Annotated in this window: 13 protein-coding genes and 1 tRNA gene; 7 read left to right on the forward strand and 7 right to left on the reverse strand. The window is 72.9% G+C overall.

Going from position 1 to position 17666, the window contains the following annotated elements; translation table 11 throughout:
- Positions 1-57: 57 nt before the first annotated feature.
- Together HNR70_RS01000 and HNR70_RS01005 are read left to right on the forward strand one after the other, a co-directional pair.
- Complete coding sequence (locus tag HNR70_RS01000) at positions 58-3465, forward strand: ATP-binding protein (protein WP_312857532.1); 3408 nt, start codon at positions 58-60, stop codon at positions 3463-3465.
- A gap of 245 nt (positions 3466-3710) precedes the next feature.
- Positions 3711-4220 (forward strand): hypothetical protein, encoded by a 510-nt coding sequence (locus tag HNR70_RS01005; protein ID WP_184324011.1) that lies wholly within the window; start codon positions 3711-3713, stop codon positions 4218-4220.
- On the opposite strand, the gene HNR70_RS01010 is transcribed toward HNR70_RS01005, so the two are convergent.
- A complete protein-coding gene (locus HNR70_RS01010; RefSeq protein WP_184324012.1) occupies positions 4183-5664 on the reverse strand; it encodes a phosphotransferase in 1482 nt (493 codons plus the stop codon). The genes HNR70_RS01005 and HNR70_RS01010 overlap by 38 nt on opposite strands.
- Positions 5665-5830: 166 nt before the next feature.
- Between HNR70_RS01010 and HNR70_RS01015 the strand changes: the two genes are divergently transcribed.
- Positions 5831-7864: an Ig-like domain-containing protein gene (locus HNR70_RS01015; protein WP_312857533.1), complete on the forward strand. Its 2034-nt coding sequence runs from the start codon at positions 5831-5833 to the stop codon at positions 7862-7864.
- A gap of 39 nt (positions 7865-7903) precedes the next feature.
- On the opposite strand, the gene HNR70_RS01020 is transcribed toward HNR70_RS01015, so the two are convergent.
- The 6 genes from HNR70_RS01020 to HNR70_RS01045 all read right to left on the reverse strand — a co-directional run bounded on the left by HNR70_RS01020 (position 7904) and on the right by HNR70_RS01045 (position 15552).
- Positions 7904-8527: a LytR C-terminal domain-containing protein gene (locus HNR70_RS01020; RefSeq protein ID WP_184324013.1), complete on the reverse strand. Its 624-nt coding sequence runs from the start codon at positions 8525-8527 to the stop codon at positions 7904-7906.
- A 48-nt stretch (positions 8528-8575) separates the two neighbouring features.
- Complete coding sequence (locus HNR70_RS01025; RefSeq protein WP_184324014.1) at positions 8576-9988, reverse strand: beta-N-acetylhexosaminidase; 1413 nt, start codon at positions 9986-9988, stop codon at positions 8576-8578.
- A 338-nt stretch (positions 9989-10326) separates the two neighbouring features.
- Positions 10327-11454 (reverse strand): C40 family peptidase, encoded by a 1128-nt coding sequence (locus HNR70_RS01030; protein WP_184324015.1) that lies wholly within the window; start codon positions 11452-11454, stop codon positions 10327-10329.
- A gap of 628 nt (positions 11455-12082) precedes the next feature.
- A tRNA-Pro gene (locus HNR70_RS01035) sits at positions 12083-12159 on the reverse strand.
- 55 nt (positions 12160-12214) lie between these two features.
- Complete coding sequence (locus HNR70_RS01040) at positions 12215-13153, reverse strand: metallophosphoesterase (RefSeq protein ID WP_184324016.1); 939 nt, start codon at positions 13151-13153, stop codon at positions 12215-12217.
- Positions 13153-15552 (reverse strand): transglycosylase domain-containing protein, encoded by a 2400-nt coding sequence (locus HNR70_RS01045; RefSeq protein ID WP_184324017.1) that lies wholly within the window; start codon positions 15550-15552, stop codon positions 13153-13155. Before HNR70_RS01045 ends, HNR70_RS01040 begins: the two co-directional genes overlap by 1 nt.
- Positions 15553-15792: 240 nt before the next feature.
- Here HNR70_RS01045 and HNR70_RS01050 point away from each other — a divergent pair, with 240 nt between their 5' ends.
- The 4 genes from HNR70_RS01050 to HNR70_RS01065 are packed head-to-tail and all read left to right on the forward strand — an operon-like array spanning position 15793 to position 17660.
- A complete protein-coding gene (locus HNR70_RS01050; protein WP_184324018.1) occupies positions 15793-16095 on the forward strand; it encodes a WhiB family transcriptional regulator in 303 nt (100 codons plus the stop codon).
- Between the two features lie 23 nt (positions 16096-16118).
- Positions 16119-16289: a Sp36 family protein gene (gene sp36, locus HNR70_RS01055; RefSeq protein ID WP_184324019.1), complete on the forward strand. Its 171-nt coding sequence runs from the start codon at positions 16119-16121 to the stop codon at positions 16287-16289.
- A gap of 4 nt (positions 16290-16293) precedes the next feature.
- Positions 16294-16827 (forward strand): RidA family protein, encoded by a 534-nt coding sequence (locus HNR70_RS01060; protein WP_184324020.1) that lies wholly within the window; start codon positions 16294-16296, stop codon positions 16825-16827.
- Positions 16828-16838: 11 nt separating this feature from the next.
- Positions 16839-17660 (forward strand): MBL fold metallo-hydrolase, encoded by an 822-nt coding sequence (locus HNR70_RS01065; RefSeq protein ID WP_184324021.1) that lies wholly within the window; start codon positions 16839-16841, stop codon positions 17658-17660.
- Positions 17661-17666 lie beyond the last annotated feature (6 nt).

Genomic DNA, 17666 nt, shown 5'->3' on the forward strand with positions numbered 1-17666 from the left:
GGGGGGAGACGCGTCGCGCGAGTCGTGGGACCGCCCGCTCCTTAGTACGCTTCCCGGGTGACCACCACGAGCGAGACCGCACAGGACGGACTGGACCTGCCCGGCATCACCGCCGACGTGCGGGAGACGGGCGCGGCGACCGATCCCGACCATCCGCACCCCGGGCAGTGGCGCCTGAACCATGTGCAGGTCTCCAACTGGGGCACCTTCCACGGCACCCACGACCTGGCGATCTCGTCGAAGGGCTTCTTCCTCACCGGCGGGCCCGGCACCGGCAAGTCCACGCTCCTGGATGCGATCAGCGCCCTGCTCACCCCGCCGCGCACCCTGCAGTTCAACGCCGCCGCGTCCGACGCCGGCCCGAACCGCTCCAAGTACCGCCGCACCGTGGCCAGCTACGTGCGCGGCGCCTGGGCCATGCACTACGACCAGGCCACCGGTGAGTTCAGCCAGGAGGTGCTGCGCGAGAAGACCACCCTGTCGGTGCTCACCCTGCGCTACGGCGACGGCATGGGCGGCACCGTCCAACTCTCGCGCCTGCTGCTGCTCCACGCCGGCCACTCCGCGGACAGCGACGTCAAGAGCCTCTACGTCATCGCGCGCAAGCCCCTGGACGTCACCGACCTGCGCCAGTTCGTCTCCACCCAGATCGAGGGCAAGGCGCTCGAGGCCGCCCACCCCGGCACCGAGACCTTCCGCCAGTTCCGGGAGTACCGCGCCGCCTTCTGCCAGATCCTCGGGATCCCGGACGAGAAGGCGCTGGGCCTGCTGCACAAGATCCAGTCCGCCAAGGAGCTCGGTGACGTCAACGCCCTCCTGCGCGACTACATGCTCGACCAGCCGCGCACCTTCGAGCTGGCCGACCAGGCCCTCGCCAACTTCCACAACCTCTCCGAGGTGTACGAGGCGCTGGTGACCGCCCGCGAGCAGCGCGACCTGCTGCGCGGCCTGCGCACCAACCACGAGGACTGGTCCGCGATGCGCGAGCGCGGCGGGGAGCTCGTGGACCGCAGGGCCGACATCGACGTGTTCGCCGCCCAGCACCTGGTGCGCCTGCTCGGGGACGAGACCGGGCGCCTCCAGCTCGAGCGCGACTCCCTCACCGCCCAGCAGCGCCGCCTCACCCAGGACGTGGCCGAGGCCCGCGCCGACCTCGCCCAGCTCAAGGAGCAGCGCCGCCGTGCCGGCGGCGGCGAGATCGACGACTGGAAGCAGCAGATCGCCGGCCTCGAGGTCGAGCGGGAGCGGCGCCGCGAGCGCGGCACCGAGTTCGCCGCCCAGCTGGCCACCGTCGAGCTGCGCACCCCGGCGGGGGAGGACATGTTCCTGGCCCTGCAGCGCGAGGTCGCGCAGCTGCGCGAGTCGCTCGAGCAGGAGGAGAAGGGTGCCGACGCCGCCCGCTGGGAGGCCGAGGCCGCCGTGCGCGAGCTCGGCGCGGCCCTCCAGCGCACCCGCGAGGAGCTCGCCTCCCTCACCTCCCGCGCCTCCAACCTCCACTCCGAGGACGTGGCCCTGCGCGACCACATCGCCGCCGAGGTGGGCATCGCTCCCACCGAGCTGCCCTTCGCCGCGGAGCTGCTGCAGGTCCGCACCGGCGAGGAGGAGTGGACCGCCGCGGCCGAGCAGGCGCTGCGGGGCCTCGCCCGCTCGATCCTGGTGCCCGACCGCGTCTACCGCGAGGTCGCCGCCGTCATCGACCGCACCAAGCTGCGCCGCCGCATCTCCTACAACCGGGTCAACACCGACCTGCGCCGCCCGGCGAAGAACATCGACCCCCGCTCCCTCGCCGCGAAGCTCGACGTCAAGGACGGCGAGTTCCACGTGTGGCTGTCCCACGAGATCGCCGCCCGCATGGACTACACCTGCGCGGAGAGCCTCGAGGAGTTCACCCGTCTGAACCGGGCGGTGCTGCGCTCCGGCCAGATCAAGCACTCCTCCACCCGGCACGAGAAGAACGCCGACCGCCAGATCAACGACCGTTCCCAGTGGGTGCTCGGCTTCGACAACCGCGCCAAGCGTGCCGTGTTCGAGCAGGAGCGCACCCGCGCCGAGCAGGCCCTGTTCGAGGCGCAGGCGAAGCGCAAGGACGTCGAGACCGAGCGGGAGCGGCGCCGCGAACGGCTCTACGCCCTGCAGTCCATCAGCTCTGTCACCTGGGACGACATCGACGCCGCCTCCGTCGCACGGCGCGTGGCGAACCTGCGCGACATGGTCCGCGCCGCCGAGGACGGCTCCGCCGCGCTCACCGAGCTCGCCCGCCAGATCGACGACGTCGAGGCGTCCATCGCCGCCAGCGACGAGGAGCTGCTCGAGGTGGTGCGCAGCGCCGGCAAGATCGCCGAGCAGGCCGAGCGCGCCGACGAGCGCCTGGCCGAGGCGAAGGAGCGCATCGAGGGCTCGAGCCTCGACCCCGCGGTGGAGCAGGAGCTCGCCGAGCGCTTCGCCGCGATCGCGCCGACGCTCGTGCTGTCCACCATCGACCAGGTCACCAAGGACGCCTCGGCGACCCTGGACGCCGAGCTGATGGACCTCACCCGCCGCACCTCCCGCGCCGAGGAGGACATGCGCACCGCCATGCGCGAGTTCTCCCGCCGCTGGCCCGCCCAGGCCGGGGACACCGCCCCCACCCTCGAGGGGGCCGAGGACTACCTCGCGATCCTCCAGCGGATCGAGGAGGAGAAGCTGCCCGAGGTCGAGGACCGCTTCTTCGAGTTCTTCACCGGCAACACCCTCGGCGACGTGCAGGCCCTCGCCACCGCGATCGCCCGCGAGCCCGCCGAGATCCGCAAGCGCCTCCAGCGCATCAACGCCCTGCTCGCCCAGGTCGAGTTCCACTCCGGCCGCTACCTGCAGCTGTCCATGCGCCCCGTGCACCTCGCGGCGCTGGACGAGTTCAAGCGGGCGCTCGAGGAGGCGGTCGCGGACACCGCCCTGAACGACATCTCCCGCGACCGCGACCTCGCCGAGGAGCGGTTCCTCTCCCTGCGCCACCTCATGGACCTCATCGGCGCCGCCCGCACCCGCGACGACCAGGTCTCCCGCGTGATCCTGGACGTGCGACGCCACGTCCACTTCCACGCCGAGGAGGTCGACGCGAGCGGCACCGTGGTCCACGCCCACGAGTCCGGCGGCCCGCTCTCGGGCGGCCAGAACGAGCGCCTGGCCACCTTCTGCCTCGCCGCCGCGCTGCGCTACCAGCTGGCCGGCACCGGCCAGGAGGTGCCCCGATACGCGCCGATCATCATCGACGAGGCGTTCTCCAAGGGCGCGGGCAAGTTCATCACCGCCGCCATGGAGTCCTTCCGCCACTTCGGCTTCCAGGTCATCCTCGCCAACCCCGGCAAGAACCCGCAGGCCCTGGCCCCGTTCATCGGCGGCGTGGGCGTGGTCTCCATCCGCCAGGACCGCTACTCCTCCGTCGCCCCGGTCGAGTTCGTGCCGGTCGAAGAGGGTTCAGAGGGGTGAGCGGGCTGAGCGAGCCGGGTGTGCCCCACGAGGGTTACTGTCCGGTAGCCTGAGTGGGGATGGGGAGTTCTCCCCATCGGCAGAACCACCCCCGGTTCGGTACCCTGGCCGCGCCGACCACCGCGATGCGGACACCGCGATGCCGCGGCAGGGCAGGTCGGCGGAGCAGGGCAGGACGGCAGCACGGGCCGCCGGTGACGGCGGTCGGACGACAGCAGCGCAAGCAGCGGAAGAGGCGATCGAAGATGTCAGCGCTTCCCCGCGAGCCCGAGGACCGCATCCCCGACCAGGACACCACCCACGGGCGAATCCGCTCCCTGCTCGCCTCGGTCACCGGTGCGCTCCTGGAGGAGCAGCCGGGACTGCTCTCCTTCCACGATCACCGCCCTGAGCGGGACCGCTCCTCGGGAGAGTCCTGGCGGGGTCTGCAGACCCTCTGCCATGTCAGCGCCCTCCTCGCCTCCGATGCCGCGCCGGATCCGCGCCCCGGCGCCGCGCACGCCCTGCTCCGCGCGGTCGAGGCGCGCGCGCTGGCCGCGGGCATGCACCGCCGCGCCGTCGAGGAGGGGCACGGCGGGATCACCGTCTCCTGGCGCGACGACCTCGGCGACCTGCTCGAGGTCGTGGTCGGCGTGCGGGTCGCGGTCCGGGCCATCAGCGCCCCCTTCCTGCCGGGCTCCCTGCACCCCGTGACCACGACCAGCCCGGTCACCGCGCTCAGTCCGCTGACGCCGCCGCCCCGCCGGGTGCGCTGAGGCCGGGTGCGCTGAGCCTCTCTAGCGCCCCGAGCGGGATCGGCAGCCAGCCCGGCCGGTTCCGCGCCTCGTACAGCGCCTCGTACACCGCCTTGTCCGCCTCGAAGGCGGCGAGCAGCACCGCGGTCGCCTCGGGCACCCCAGCCCCGTCGGCCGGAGTCCCCTCCGTCCCGGCCCCGCCGGACCACCCCTCGAGGAAGGCGGCCCGGACCGCGGCGGTCCACTGCGCGGCGTCGGCCCCGTGCTCGAGGGCGACGGCGCCCGCGACGTAGTCCAGGCTGCGCAGCATCCCCGCGACGTCCCGCAGGGGTGAGTCGGGCAGTGCCCGCTCGGCCAGCGGCCGCAGCGGCTCGCCCTCGAAGTCCAGCAGCACCCAGCCCCGCTCGGGCACCAGCAGCACCTGGCCCAGGTGGAGATCGCCGTGGATGCGCTGCATGGCGGGCCACGGCACCCCGGCCGCGGCGTCCAGCAGCGACTCCAGGTGCTCGCGATGGGCGGCGACCTGCGGCACCTCCGCTGCGACCTCCTCGACGCGGCGTCGCATCTGGGCGAGCATGCCGGAGACCATCTGCTCGTCGGCGGCGACGGTGCCGAGCGCGGCGGTGAGGTCGCGGTGCACCTCGGCGAGGGTGGAGCCCAGGTGCCGGGCCGCCTCGGTGAAGTCCTCCCCGGCCAGGGCCAGGCGCAGCGCCACCCGCCAGGCGTCCTCGACCCCGGGCAGGAACTCCTGGGCGAACAGGCCATGGGTGCGCAGCCCCGCGGTGCGCACGGTCGCCGAGCCCACCACGGCGGGCACGCGCGTCGAGCCCTGGCGCGTCAGCGCGCCCTGCAGCACCACATCGGGGTTCTCGCCGTCCTGCAGCACCCGGAACAGCTTCACGATCAGCGGCGATGCGCCCTCGGTCTCCACGATCAGGGAGGTGTTGGACTGCTCCCCGGACAGGATCCTGGAGCGCATCGCCCGGCCCAGCGGCAGCGGTGCGTCGGGCGCGGTGCGGTGGGAGGCGAGGCTCAGGCCCGGCCCCGCGGCGCCGTCACCGGAGACCAGGGTCGCGATGAGCGCGGCGCGACCGTCGGCGTCGCGGGCCGCGTCGTCCACCCGCAGCGGCCCGCCGGGCACCGCGAGCACGCCCACCTCGGCGCCCTCCTCCCGTGCGGGGGAGGGAGCGTCGGGCCGACGCAGCACGAGCGGCACCTGGTACAGCGCCTCCGCGCCGTGCTCGAGGCGCACCGCGGCGACGACCAGCACGACCACGTGGTCCGGCGCGACGCGCAGGGTCGCCCAGCCGTCGATCGCGATCGTCGGGGTGCCGGCCCCCTTGTGGGCGTACCAGCGCTGGGCGGGCATCCAGGCGGCCAGGAGCTCCGGCAGCAGGTCCAGGACCTCGCCCAGCGGCGGCAGGGCGGTCACGTCGAGCAGGGCGGTGGGGCGCATCTCGTCCATGTCGACACTCTACGGTCGGCCCCGCCGCGCCGTCGCGACTCCGACATCATCACCTCCGACATCATCGCCTCCGACATCATCGCTCCCGACGTCATCGCCCGTCATCATCGCCCCGTCGGCGAGCCCGCCCCCGGGGCGTCCCGGGCGGCGTTGCTACCCTGGGGCGGTGCCCGAGCCGTCGCCCCGCCCCGCGCCCGCGCGCCCGGGCGATCGCGCGCGTCGGGCGCTCCGCCCGCCGCTGAGTCGTCCGCCCCGTCGACCGCTGAGCAGCCTGCTGCACCGGCCCCTGGGCCGTGTCGCGGCCCTCGCCGCCGCCGGCGCGCTCGCCGCGGTGACCGCGCTGCCCGCCGCCGCGCTCGGCGAGGACGGCCCCTTCGACTTCCCGGCCGAGACACAGAGCCTCGAGATGATCCCCGGCTCGGTCACGCGCATCCCGCTGCGGGCGCTGGTGCAGGACGACGTCGAGGCCGAGGTGGACCTCGACGCCGCGCGACTGGCTGTCCCCGAGGACCTCGCGCCGGGTCTGGCGGAGAGGATGCAGCTCGGCACCGACTCCCGCAGCATCGTCGTCGAGGACGAGGGGACCTGGTCGCTGCTCGGTCAGGACCTCGTGTTCACGCCGCTGGTGGGTGTGGACGGGCCGACGCTCCCGATCTCGCTGACGGTGGGGAGCCTGCACGACAGCCGTTCGCTGCCGGTCGTGCTCACGCCGGAGCTGCTCGAGCTGGAGGAGATCTCTGTCCACGGCTCCGCTGGTGCCCCCACCGCGGTGGGCCTGCCGGGGGCAGTCCCGGCCGACGGGACCGTGCGGCTCGAGCTGGCAGGGCTGCCGGCGGGCTCCACGGTGGTCGAGGACGGCAGCCGGGCGATCGTCCCCAGCCAGGGCACCTGGCAGCTCTCCGAGGACCGCACCGCCCTCACCCACACCCCGGCAGGTCCCGGGCTCGGCCGGCAGCTCGACCCCGTACGCCTGGTCGTCGAGGACGAGGAGGGCGCGGTGGAGCGCGCCGCGCGGGTGACCCTCACCGTCCCGATCATCTCCGACCTCGACTGGTCTGCGCCCTACGGGGAGGACATCGTCTTCGTGGTCGGGGAGGGCCAGCAGTACGTCGACCCCACCACCCTGCGCCTGCAACCCCTCGGCGACCAGGAGTCCTACGAGGCCTCGGCCGACGGGACGCGCGTGGTCGTCCCCGGGGAGGGCGTGTGGGTGCTGGACCGCACCGCCGCGACCGTCCGCTTCTCGCCGGAGAGCGCGGAGGTCCATCAGACCGCGCCGATGGGCATCAGCGGCGGGGACGGCGAGGGGGCGACGGCGGCGACGGCCCTGCTGAGCACCGCCTACCCGGTCCTCACCTCCCGCGCCGAGGCCTCCGCCCCGGGCGCGGAGACCACCTTCGACCTCTCCACCGGCATCCGCGACGTGCGCTCGGACTCCCTGCGCTTCGCCTCCGCCGCCCTGCCGGAGGGGGCGACCCTCACGGCCGACGACACGGTCCTTGCGGTGCCGGGGGAGGGCATCTGGCGCATCGACCTGGAGAACCGCGCGGTCGTCATGACGCCGCAGGACGGCTTCTCCGGCGCGGCGACCCCCGTGCGCGTCACCGCGCGCGGCGTGTATGCGGACAACCCGGTCGAGGCGACGCTCGAGGCGGTCTACTCGCCCGTGATCGCCACCCTGCGCGACGACGAGGCCCGCACCCCGCCGGAGCAGACCGTCACCGTGGACGTGCTGGCCAACGACACCGCCGGCAGCGCCGCACAGCCCCTGGACCCGGCCTCCCTGCGGATCGGGTCCCTCGCGGCGGTGAACGTGTCCGAGCTCGAGGACGGGCGCGGTCAGCGCTTGGTGATCCCGGGGGAGGGGGTGTTCACGGTGGACGGCAACGGCGCGGTGGCCTTCACCCCGGCTGAGGGCTTCACGGGCCGGACCAGCACCATCGCCTACGACGTCGTGGACAGCGCCGGGGTCCCCGCCCACGCGAGCCTGGTCGTGGACGTGGACCCGGGGATCACCGTCGGTGCCGAGCAGGGTGCGCAGGTCAGCGGCATCAACAGCCTGCTGGTGGGGCTCATGCCCTCCGCACCGAGCACCGCCTTCGTGTTCGGCACGATCGTCATGCTGCTGCTCTTCGGCGGGGTCGTCTCGCTGTGGACCGGGACCCGCATGGAGGCCGACCGCCGCGACTGGGAGGACTGACTCCCGCTCGCGGGGCGGGCCGCGGGGAGCAGCCCCGGGTCAGCAGCCCTCGGGGGTCTCCACCGGCTGCTGGAGAGCGGCCGACGCGGTGCCCTCCTCGTCCAGTCCCGTGAACCCGTCGCCCAGCAGCAGGTCCACCGCCCTGCCCTCCCGGTTCCCGTCCAGCCGCAGCTGTGCGCCCTGGACCTGGGCGCGCAGGGACTGCGCGGCGAGATAGCCGTCGGGGCCGTGGACGATCGTGGCCGGGCCGCTCGCCGCGCCCGTGTTGCCGGTGCCCTGCAGGTCGTAGCCGCGGGCGGCGAGGTCCTCACCCACCCGGCCGGCGAGACCGCTGCGGGTGGTGCCGTTGAGCACGGTGACCGGCACATCGCCCGGCGCCGCGGGCAGTGCACCCGGCTCCGGACAGGTCAGCACCGTCTCCTCGGGACCGAAGGACTTCGGGGCGATCACCCCCGGCTCGGCGGCGGGCCGGCGCAGCTCCCCGACCGCGAACACGCCGATCGCGATCAGGGCGACGGTGAGCAGGGAGAAGATGGCCAGCTGCGTCGCGCGCAGGCGACGGGTGCGGCGCAGCCGCTGGTCGCGACGGCGCACGTCGTCGGCCGAGCGCCCGTAGGGGTGGGCATCGCGGTGGGAGGAGGGCTCCCGGGGGGAGGAGGACATGTGGTCGTCCGTCTCGGTGGTCGCAGCGGTGGCGGTGGCCGGGCGAGCTCAGTCGTCCAGCGGCCGGTAGCGGATGCCGAAGGCGTCCAGTCGCGGCAGGTGGGCGCGCAGGCGCTCCTCGAACTCGGCGTAGCTCTGCGCGGGCGAGCCCCAGGCGCGCTCGGCGAGAGCGCACAGACGCGGGAAGGCCATGTACTGGAACGCGGAGGCGTCGGGCAGGTACTCGGACCACAGCTGGGCCTGCAGTCCCAGGATCAGCCGCTCCTGGTCGCCGCCCAGCTTCTTGGGCAGCAGTCGGCCGGTGTACACGTCCTCGAGGGTGGTGCGGCCGCCGATGGCGAGCGGCTCGTCCGCGGGGGCTGCCTGGTAGTGGTCCAAGTACAGCAGGTCCGAGGTCGCCACGATGGTCTGGAAGCCGCGGTCGGTGGCGGTGGTGACGCCGGCCGGGTCGCGCCAGTTCATGATGATCGTGTCGTCGGGCAGGTGGGTCTCGAGGACTTCGTCCCAGGCGATGACGCGCTTGCCGTGCTCGCGCAGGACCTCGGAGGCGTAGGTCGTGAAGCGCCCCTGGATCTCGGAGATCCGGGTGAGGCCCCACTCGTTCAGGCGGGCCCGCGCCGCGGTCGAGCGCTCCCACTCGCCGGTCGGGCACTCGTCGCCGCCGATGTGGATGTAGGGGGCGGGGAAGATCGCCGCCACCTGGGTGAGGACGTCGCGCAGGAAGTCGAAGACCTGGTCCGAGACGCCGAGGACGTGGTCGGAGATCCCCCAGACCTCGCGCACTCCCACCTTCTGCTCGGGGAAGTTGCCGAGCTCCGGGTAGGCGGCGACGGCGGCCTGCATGTGCCCGGGCAGGTCGATCTCGGGCACGATCATGATGCCGCGCTTGCGCGCGTACTCGACGAGGCCCTTCAGCTCCTCCTGCGAGTAGGAGCCGCCGTGGCGCACGCCGTCGAAGGTCCAGCTGTCCTCGTCGGCGTCCATGCGCCCCACGAGGGTCTGGTCGCGCCAGGCGCCCACCTCGGTCAGGCGCGGGTAGCCCTTGATCTCCACGCGCCAGCCCTGGTCGTCGGTGAGGTGCAGGTGCAGCACGTTCAGGCGGTGCAGCGCCATCGCGTCGAGGAAGGTCTCGATCTCCTCGACCGGCAGGAAGTGGCGGGCCACGTCCAGGTGCAGGCCGCGCCAGGCGTACTTCGGGCTGTCGGCGATGGTGACGCAGGGGATGGACCCGTTCGCGCCGGTGACGATCTGGGCGAAGGTGTTGCGGCCGTCGGCCAGCGCGGCCTCGCTGCCGGCGGTCAGCGCCGCGCCCTGCGGGGAGATGGACAGCGAGTACTCGGTCAGCGGCAGATCGCTGTTGAGGCCGACGGAGAGCCCCTCCCACGGGTCGGTCGTCTCCCAGGTGCCTTCCGACCAGACGACGGAGCGGGGCAGCGGGACGAGAGCGATGGGGTCGGGCATCCGGATCTCCTGGTGGTCGAGGGCGATCGTGACCGTGCCAGTCTGCCATGGGGCAGGGCGCCTTCGGGGCTGTACGCGGCACCTTCGCCGATCACGGGCACCGTCGAGCGCGGGCGCGGTGCCGGCGTCGCGGGCATGTCGCGCGCGGTGCGGACAGGACGGAGCCCGGTCGGCGAGGCCGACCGGGCTCCGGGGCGCTGTCCTGCTCCTTCCCGGTGACGCGTGCGCGTCGAGCAGGGCATGCGCCGCTGGGTCCGGATCCGTGGGATCTGCGGGGCCGGGGTCGACCTGGTGGTCGGTCCGGCGTCCGACGGGGACTCAGCGCACGTCCGCGGGACTCAGCGGTAGGTCACGAAGACGTGCGGTGCGTTCCAGATGGAGCGCTCGACGACCTGCTGGCGAGAGCCGGAGGCGTCGATGATGCGGCCGTTCCCGACGTAGATGCCCATGTGGCCGTAGTCGTTGCCGGTGAAGGCGACGAGGTCGCCGGGCTGTGCCTCGGACTGGGAGATGATCCGGCCGCCGAAGGTGTAGCCCTTGGCCGTCTTGCGCGGCAGGTTGATCCCGGCCTGGTTGTACGCGTGGTACACGAGCCCCGAGCAGTCGAAGCCGGTGGACGGGGTCGAGCCGCCCCACGTGTAGCGCACGCCGATCTGGGCGCGGGCCGCGGAGATCACCGCGGCACCGTCCACGGACGTGCCGGTGGAGGCGCTGGAGCCCCCGGCAGGAGCGGTGGAGGCGCCGCTGGTGCCGTCGGCGGGGATGCGCACGGAGCCGCCCAGGGCGTTCCAGGTCTTCGGGCCGACCACGCCGTCCACGCCGATGCCGGCCGCGGACTGCAGGGCGCGGACCGCGCTCGCGGTGCCGGCGCCGAACACGCCGTCGACCGTCAGCGAGGCGCCGGAGGCGTTCAGCAGGTTCTGGAGGGTGCGCACGGAATCTCCGCGCGCACCCTGGCGGAGCTTCGGCTGGTCGCTCGTGGAGGCGGTCGCCACCGAGGCGGCGGCGGAGGTGCCGGTGAGGGTGGCCCAGGTCTTGGGGCCGACGACGCCGTCCACGGCGAGTCCCGCGGAGGCCTGCTGGGTGCGGACGGCCTTCAGGGTCGCGGCGCCGAAGACGCCGTCGGCGGAGAGGTCGGCACCCGAGGCGTTCAGCTGCTGCTGGAGGTAGGTCACCGCGCTGCCGCGGGCCCCGGGGCGGAGCTTCACGGAGGTGTACTGGGTGGTGGCGGGCAGGACGGTCGGCGCGGCGGGGGCGGGCACGACTCCGCGCACGGCCGAGGAGGTCGGGGCCGCGGGGGCCTGGGCCGAGGCGGACGCCGTGCCGGCGAGGGCGGCGGTCGCGGAGACGGCGCCGATGACGGCGACACCTCCCACGCCCTTGCCCACGGGGGCGGCGAGCCCTCGGTAGTCGATCACGGCACGGCCGGGAGCCCGGTGCGTGGCGTGCGCTGCGGTGCGGAACATCGGCGGGGTCTCCTTCTCTGTCGCCGCGCAGGACGGCCACGTGGCGAGGAGCCGCGGGGACGAGGGGGGCTGCGCCCGTCACACGAGGGAAGAGGAGGAAGCGACCGGTCCGGTGACGGGAGGGCGACGGCTCGGTGGGCGCCGCTTGAGAAGGGCGACGCCGCTGGTCACTTTATGTGCAGGACTCATGAAGTCGACAAGGAGGTTTACGCCGAGAAAAGCGGGAGTTTGCCAAGTTTTTGCCATCCAAGACCCATTTTCCGCGTGTTGCGCTGGAATGCAGAATTCCCGGGTAGTAACTACACCCCTGTGATTCGAGGTTCCGGCGTTTCCTCGGTGGGGTCCGGCGGGAGGGGGGTGGAGTCTGTGCAGGTGAGACGGGGTGTCTCCGGGAGTGGTGGAAATGTCCGAATCATCCATGGCGTGGGTTGCACCCTTTGTCCGAATTGCCGTATCGGTGGGTAGTACCGGGGAGTAAACGGCAGGTTTCCGAATCATGTCGACAACGGGAGCGTGTGGCGCGCGGAAGGGCCGCCGCAGAGGGTGGAGGGCGCAGAGGGCGGCGTGCACGGAGGGCGTAGAAAGCGAGGAGCGGCGGGATCCCTGAAGATCCCGCCGCTCCTCGCGGTGGTCGGGGTGACAGGATTTGAACCTGCGACCTTGCCGTCCCGAACGGCACGCGCTACCAAGCTGCGCCACACCCCGGTGGACCTCGCCGGAGCGGGTCACCGAGGAGCAACTCTAGCAGGCCCTGGGCCGCTCAGGCCCCCGTCGAGGGCCTCGGCGAGCGCAACGTGAGCAAGGTCGCCTCGGGCGGGGTGAGCAGGCGGTAGTTCGAGTGAGGGCTCGCCCCCATCCCGGCGCTGACGTTCAGCGGCACGCCCTGCCAGGTCGAGAGCCCGCGGGCCTGGCTGCGCGGCAGGTCGCAGTTCGTCACGAGGGCCCCGATGCCGGGCAGGCGCAGCTGGCCGCCGTGCGTGTGGCCGGCGAGGATCAGGTCGGAGCCGTCGGCCGCGAAGGCGTCCAGGACCCGCTGGTACGGGGCGTGGGCGACGCCGAGGCGCAGCACGTGCCCGTGCGCGGGAGCGGGGGTGCCGGGCGGGAGGGGCGCCGGCATCTCGTCGCGCTCGAGGTGGGGATCGTCCACCCCGGCCAGCCGCACCTCGAGACCGCCCAGCTCGATGCTGGCGCGGGTGTTGGTGAGGTCCTTCCAGCCGTGCGCGGAGAGCGCCGCGGCGAGCTCCTCCGTGGGCAGGTCCGGATCGGTGCGCTCGGTGAGCCCCTTGGGTCGGGCGTCCGGCAGCAGGTAGCGGGTGGGGTTCTTCGCGACGGGGGTGAACATGTCGTTCGAGCCCATCACGAAGGCGCCCGGGCGGCGCAGCAGCGGCTCCAGGGCCCGGGCGAGGACCGGCACCGCGGCGGCGGAGGCGATGTTGTCGCCGGTGTCGATCACCAGGTGCGGGCGCAGGCTCTCGAGGTGCTCGAGGAACTTGAGCTTGCGGTCCTGGTCCGGCAGGAGGTGGATGTCGCTGATGTGCAGGATCCGGATGGTGCGGGTTCCCGGGGGGAGGATCCGCAGCTCCGCCTCGCGCAGCGTGTACTGGTGGATCTCCACGTGCCGCGCCCAGACGTGCGCGGCTGCGGCGGTGCCGAGGCCGAGGGTCCCGAGGGCGCCGGCGGCGAGGACGGCCGGGCGCATCAGCCCTCGCCCTCGGACTGGCGGATCACGACGGTCTCGCCCTCCGGCAGGCGCGTGCCCGGCGCGGGCTCGGTGCCGATGACGTACCACTGTCCGACGTCGCCGCTCGGCTCCCGGCGCACCTCGGTGGAGTATCCGGCGGCCTGCAGCGTGGACTCGGCCTCGCTGAGCACCATGCCGGACACGTCGGGCACCACGCCCGGCTGGACCGCGTCGGCGTCGGCCGTCGCGGTCGAGGCGGGGGCCGACGGGAAGGCCTCCGAGGGCAGGCCCTCGTGGACGCGCGTCATGTACTCCTGCCAGGTGGGCAGGGAGACGGTGTTGCCCCACACGCTGCCGCGCTCGAGCATCTGGCCGTCCACGGAGAACCCGCCAGGGCGGATGTTGGACTGCGGGTGGCCGAACCACACGGCGGTGGACATCTGGCGGGTGAAGCCGACGTACCAGGTGTGGAACTGCGAGCCGGAGGTGCCGGTCTTGCCGCCGGCCGGGTGGCCGGGGATGGTGCGGCCCTTGCCGGTGGCGCGCGGGTCCTCGAGGTCCTGCTGGAGGACCCAGGTCATCGTGTCGGCGATGTCCTTCTCCACGGCCTGGTGGCACTCGGCGCCGGAGATCTCCATCGGGTCGCCGTTGCGGTCGACGACCTCGGTGATCGCCTGCGGCTTGCAGTAGGTGCCGCTCGCGGCGTAGGTCGCGTAGGCGGCGGCCATGTCCAGGGCGGAGATGCGCAGCTCGCCGAGGACCACCACGGAGGGGGCCAGCTCGGTGCCGTACAGGTCCTCGATGGGCATGTCCCACGTGGTCGGGTCGTACGGGTTGTAGGTCGCCGGGACCACGCCGATGTTCCGGGCGCTCTCCGCGATCTCGCACAGGTCCAGCTGGCGGGCCATGTTCGCGTACGAGGTGTTGATGGAGAACTTCGTCGAGTTCAGGACGGTCTCCATCGGGGCGATCGGGACGGAGACCGCGTTGTCCGGGTCGTAGCCGGGGTTCTCGCGCCAGGCGCCGCGGGAGAGGCACTCGGCGGGGAAGCTGGGCATCTCCTCGCGGACCGTGCTGACGCGGTCGTCGATGCTGCGGCCGCTCTCGAGCCACTCCTGGAGCACGAAGGGCTTGAAGGTCGAGCCGACGGGGAAGCCGCTGCCGCCGCCGAGGGCCTGGGGCACGTTGTAGTTGATCGCGGTCTCGCCGGGCTGGACCTGCTCGTGCGGGTTGAAGGAGCGGTTCTCGGCCATCGTGAGGATGTTGCCGGTGCCGGGCTCGACGGTGACGATCGAGTGGCCGAAGCCGTGCTCGGAGTCGCCGGGGACGCGGCGCTGGAGGATGTCCACGGCCGCGGCCTGGGTCTCGGGGTTCAGGGTGGTGCGGATCGTCAGGCCGCCGCCGTACAGCAGCTTGCGCCGCTCCTCGTAGGTGGGGGCGAAGGTCGGGTCGTTCAGCAGTGAGCGGGTCACGTAGTCGCAGAAGAAGCCGCTGGTGCCGGCGTCGGCGCAGCCCGCGGTGACGTTCTGGATCTTGAGCATCTCCTCGACGGGCTGCTCGGTGTACTGCGTGTACTCCTCCTCGGTGATGTAGCCGTCGCGGCGCATGTCGCCGAGCACGTCGTTGCGGCGCTTCTGGCCCGCTTCGGGGTGGGCGACGGGGTCGTACTGGTTGGGGCCGTTGGTGATGCCGGCCAGCAGCGCGGCCTCACCGGGGTTGAGGTCCTTGGCGCTCTTGGAGAAGTAGTGCCGGGCACCGGTCTCGACCCCGTACTGGGACGGACCGAACTGGGCCACGTTCAGGTAGGCGTTGAGGATCTCCTCCTTGGACCACTGCTTCTCCAGGGAGATGGCGAGCTTCGCCTCGCGCAGCTTGCGGCCGTAGGTCTGCTCGGTCGCGGCGAGCTGGTCCTCCTGGTCGCCGCGCTGGACCGCATCCATCAGCAGCGCGTTCTTCACGTACTGCTGGGTGAGGGTCGAGCCGCCCTGGGTGGCACCGCCGGCGGCGTTCGAGGCGAAGGCGCGGACCAGGCCGCGCGGGTCCACGCCGCCGTGCTCGTAGAATCGCCGGTCCTCGACCGCGACCACGGCGTGCTGCATATGGGGCGAGATCTCCTCGATCGGCACCATGATGCGGTTCTCGGTGTAGAAGGTCGCCAGCAACGAGCCGTCGGCCGCCTCGATGCGGCTCGCCTCGTTCAGGGGCTCGACCTCGAGCTCGGTGGGGTAGGACTCGAACAGGTCCACCCCGTCCTTGGCGACCGCGGAGCTCGCCGAGACGGCCGGGAGGAAGAAGGCCGCCAGCAGCACGCCTGCGAGCGCGGAGACGGCGAGCAGCCCCAGCAGCAGGTAGACGGTCTGCGCGAGGGCGACGGGGAGGGAGCGACCGGAGCCGGACGACGACGAGGAGCGGGCCATGGAACTACAGTACGGCGGCCCTCGCCGCGGAGGCGATGAGGCAGGCCGCGGGCGCGGGATCTTCACGGAACCGATGCCCGGCTGTGATCTGCCGGCGCACCCGCCCGAAACCCCCGCGTGATACCACCTCCGGCCCGAGATGCGCGGATTTCCGGTGCGTTTTGCCATGTGGCGACCGTCTCCATACAGTAAGGGGACGAACGGATCAGAGCAGATCCGCGAGACGGGAAGGGGACGAGGATGAGCATCGGGGGATCTTCCATCGCCGATGACAGCAGCTGGGCGACGCGCGGTGCCTGCGTGACCATGGACCCCGACGGGTTCTTCGTGCAGGGTGCCGAGCAGCATGCGGTGAAGTCCGCCTGCGGCGCCTGCCCGGTCCGCACCGAATGCCTCGTCGATGCGCTGAACAATCGCGTGGACTTCGGCGTGTGGGGAGGGATGACCGAGCGCGAGCGCCGTCGGCTGCTGCGCCGCCATCCCCAGGTGAGCGACTGGGGTGCCGTGCTGCGGCGCGCCGAGCAGGCGGTCGTCGGCGGCTGAGCCTCTCCGGGTAGGCTCGTGGCATGAGCACACTCACCCGCTGGGAGTACCTGACCGTTCCGCTGCTGATCCACGCGACCAAGCAGATCCTGGACAACTACGGCGACGAGGGCTGGGAGCTCGTCCAGGTCGTGCCGGGTCCGAACCCGGAGAACCTGGTCGCCTACCTCAAGCGCCCCAAGGGCGAGGGCTGAGCCGATGACGACCCCTGCGACTACCGACGGCGGCGGCAGCGCGTCTGACAGCGGCAGCGCCCGCGTCCGCTCCCGCCTCGCCGAGCTCGGCCTCGAGCTTCCCGCCGTGGCGGCGCCCGTGGCCGCCTACGTCCCCGCCGTGCGGTCCGGCGCGCACGTGCACACCTCCGGCCAGCTGCCCTTCGTGGACGGCGCCCTGCCTGCCACCGGCAAGGTCGGCGCGGAGGTCGCCCCCGAGCGCGCCGCGGAGCTCGCGGCGACCTGCTGCCTGAACGCCCTGGCCGCCATCGAGGCGCTGATCGGCGATCTGGACCAGATCCAGCGCGTCGTGAAGCTCACCGGCTTCGTCGCCTCGGACCCGTCCTTCACCGGCCAGCCCGGCGTGATCAACGGCGCCAGCGAGTTGCTCGGCGAGGTCTTCGGCGAGGCCGGCGCGCACGCCCGTTCCGCCGTGGGTGTCGCGGTGCTGCCGCTGGACGCCCCGGTCGAGCTCGAGCTGATGGTCGAGCTGGCCTCGCCGCTCGCCCCCACCGCCTGAGCGGCGCGGACATGGAGGAGCAGGGGCCGGACCGCGATCCGGACGCTCCCGCCGTCGAGCTGATCACGGTGCGGGCGGACAATCCCGGCCCGATGACCCTCACCGGCACCAACAGCCACGTGCTGCGCGACGGGGACCAGGTGTGGGTCGTGGACCCCGGCCCGAAGGACCCCGAGCACCTCGCCGAGCTGCTGCTCATCTGCGGTGACGGCGTGAGGCCGCAGGGCGTGCTGGTCACTCACCGCCACCTCGACCACTCGGCGGGCGCCGCCACCCTCGCCCGTCAGCTCGCCGCCCGCTCCGGGCGCGAGGTGCCGCTGTGGGCCGCGGACCAGGACGCCGTCCCCGGCTCCAGGTCGCTGCCAGCCGCGCTGATGGGCGCGCACGGGGTCGTGGGGCACGTGATCCACCTGCCCGGGCACACCGCCGACTCCGTCGGCGTGCTCGTGGACGGCGGCCGACTGCTCAGCGGCGACACGCTCCTCGGCGGCTCCTCCTCCGTCATCGTCCCGGAGGACGGCGGCTCGCTCACCGACTACCTCCAGTCCCTCGCGATCCTGCGAGCGCTGGCGAAGGACGGCCGCATCGGCGCGATCCACCCTGGTCACGGCCCCGCCTACGAGTCCCCGCTCGAGGCGCTCACCGCGATCGAGGAGACCATCGCGCACCGCGAGGAGCGGATCGAGCAGGTGCGCCGCGCCCGCACCGCCGGGATCCTCACCCTGGACCGGTTGCTGCGCGTGGTCTACGGCGAGGACCTGCCCGCACCGCTGGAGAAGGCGGCGCGCTGGAACCTGCGCGCCACCCTCGACCACCTCTCGCGCGACCGCTGAGCGCGC

This window comes from Brachybacterium aquaticum (genome assembly GCF_014204755.1).
GTDB classification, from domain to species: Bacteria; Actinomycetota; Actinomycetes; order Actinomycetales; family Dermabacteraceae; genus Brachybacterium; species Brachybacterium aquaticum.

What these genes read in the sequence shown, in the direction of transcription:
- HNR70_RS01005 (WP_184324011.1), top strand. Translation starts at nt 3,711, where the DNA reads ATGTCAGCGCTTCCCCGCGAGCCCGAGGACCGCATCCCCGACCAGGAC.
- HNR70_RS01010 (WP_184324012.1), bottom strand. Translation starts at nt 5,664, where the DNA reads ATGGACGAGATGCGCCCCACCGCCCTGCTCGACGTGACCGCCCTGCCG.
- HNR70_RS01020 (WP_184324013.1), bottom strand. Translation starts at nt 8,527, where the DNA reads ATGTCCTCCTCCCCCCGGGAGCCCTCCTCCCACCGCGATGCCCACCCC.
- HNR70_RS01025 (WP_184324014.1), bottom strand. Translation starts at nt 9,988, where the DNA reads ATGCCCGACCCCATCGCTCTCGTCCCGCTGCCCCGCTCCGTCGTCTGG.
- HNR70_RS01030 (WP_184324015.1), bottom strand. Translation starts at nt 11,454, where the DNA reads ATGTTCCGCACCGCAGCGCACGCCACGCACCGGGCTCCCGGCCGTGCC.
- HNR70_RS01040 (WP_184324016.1), bottom strand. Translation starts at nt 13,153, where the DNA reads ATGCGCCCGGCCGTCCTCGCCGCCGGCGCCCTCGGGACCCTCGGCCTC.
- HNR70_RS01045 (WP_184324017.1), bottom strand. Translation starts at nt 15,552, where the DNA reads ATGGCCCGCTCCTCGTCGTCGTCCGGCTCCGGTCGCTCCCTCCCCGTC.
- HNR70_RS01050 (WP_184324018.1), top strand. Translation starts at nt 15,793, where the DNA reads ATGAGCATCGGGGGATCTTCCATCGCCGATGACAGCAGCTGGGCGACG.
- sp36 (WP_184324019.1), top strand. Translation starts at nt 16,119, where the DNA reads ATGAGCACACTCACCCGCTGGGAGTACCTGACCGTTCCGCTGCTGATC.
- HNR70_RS01060 (WP_184324020.1), top strand. Translation starts at nt 16,294, where the DNA reads ATGACGACCCCTGCGACTACCGACGGCGGCGGCAGCGCGTCTGACAGC.
- HNR70_RS01065 (WP_184324021.1), top strand. Translation starts at nt 16,839, where the DNA reads ATGGAGGAGCAGGGGCCGGACCGCGATCCGGACGCTCCCGCCGTCGAG.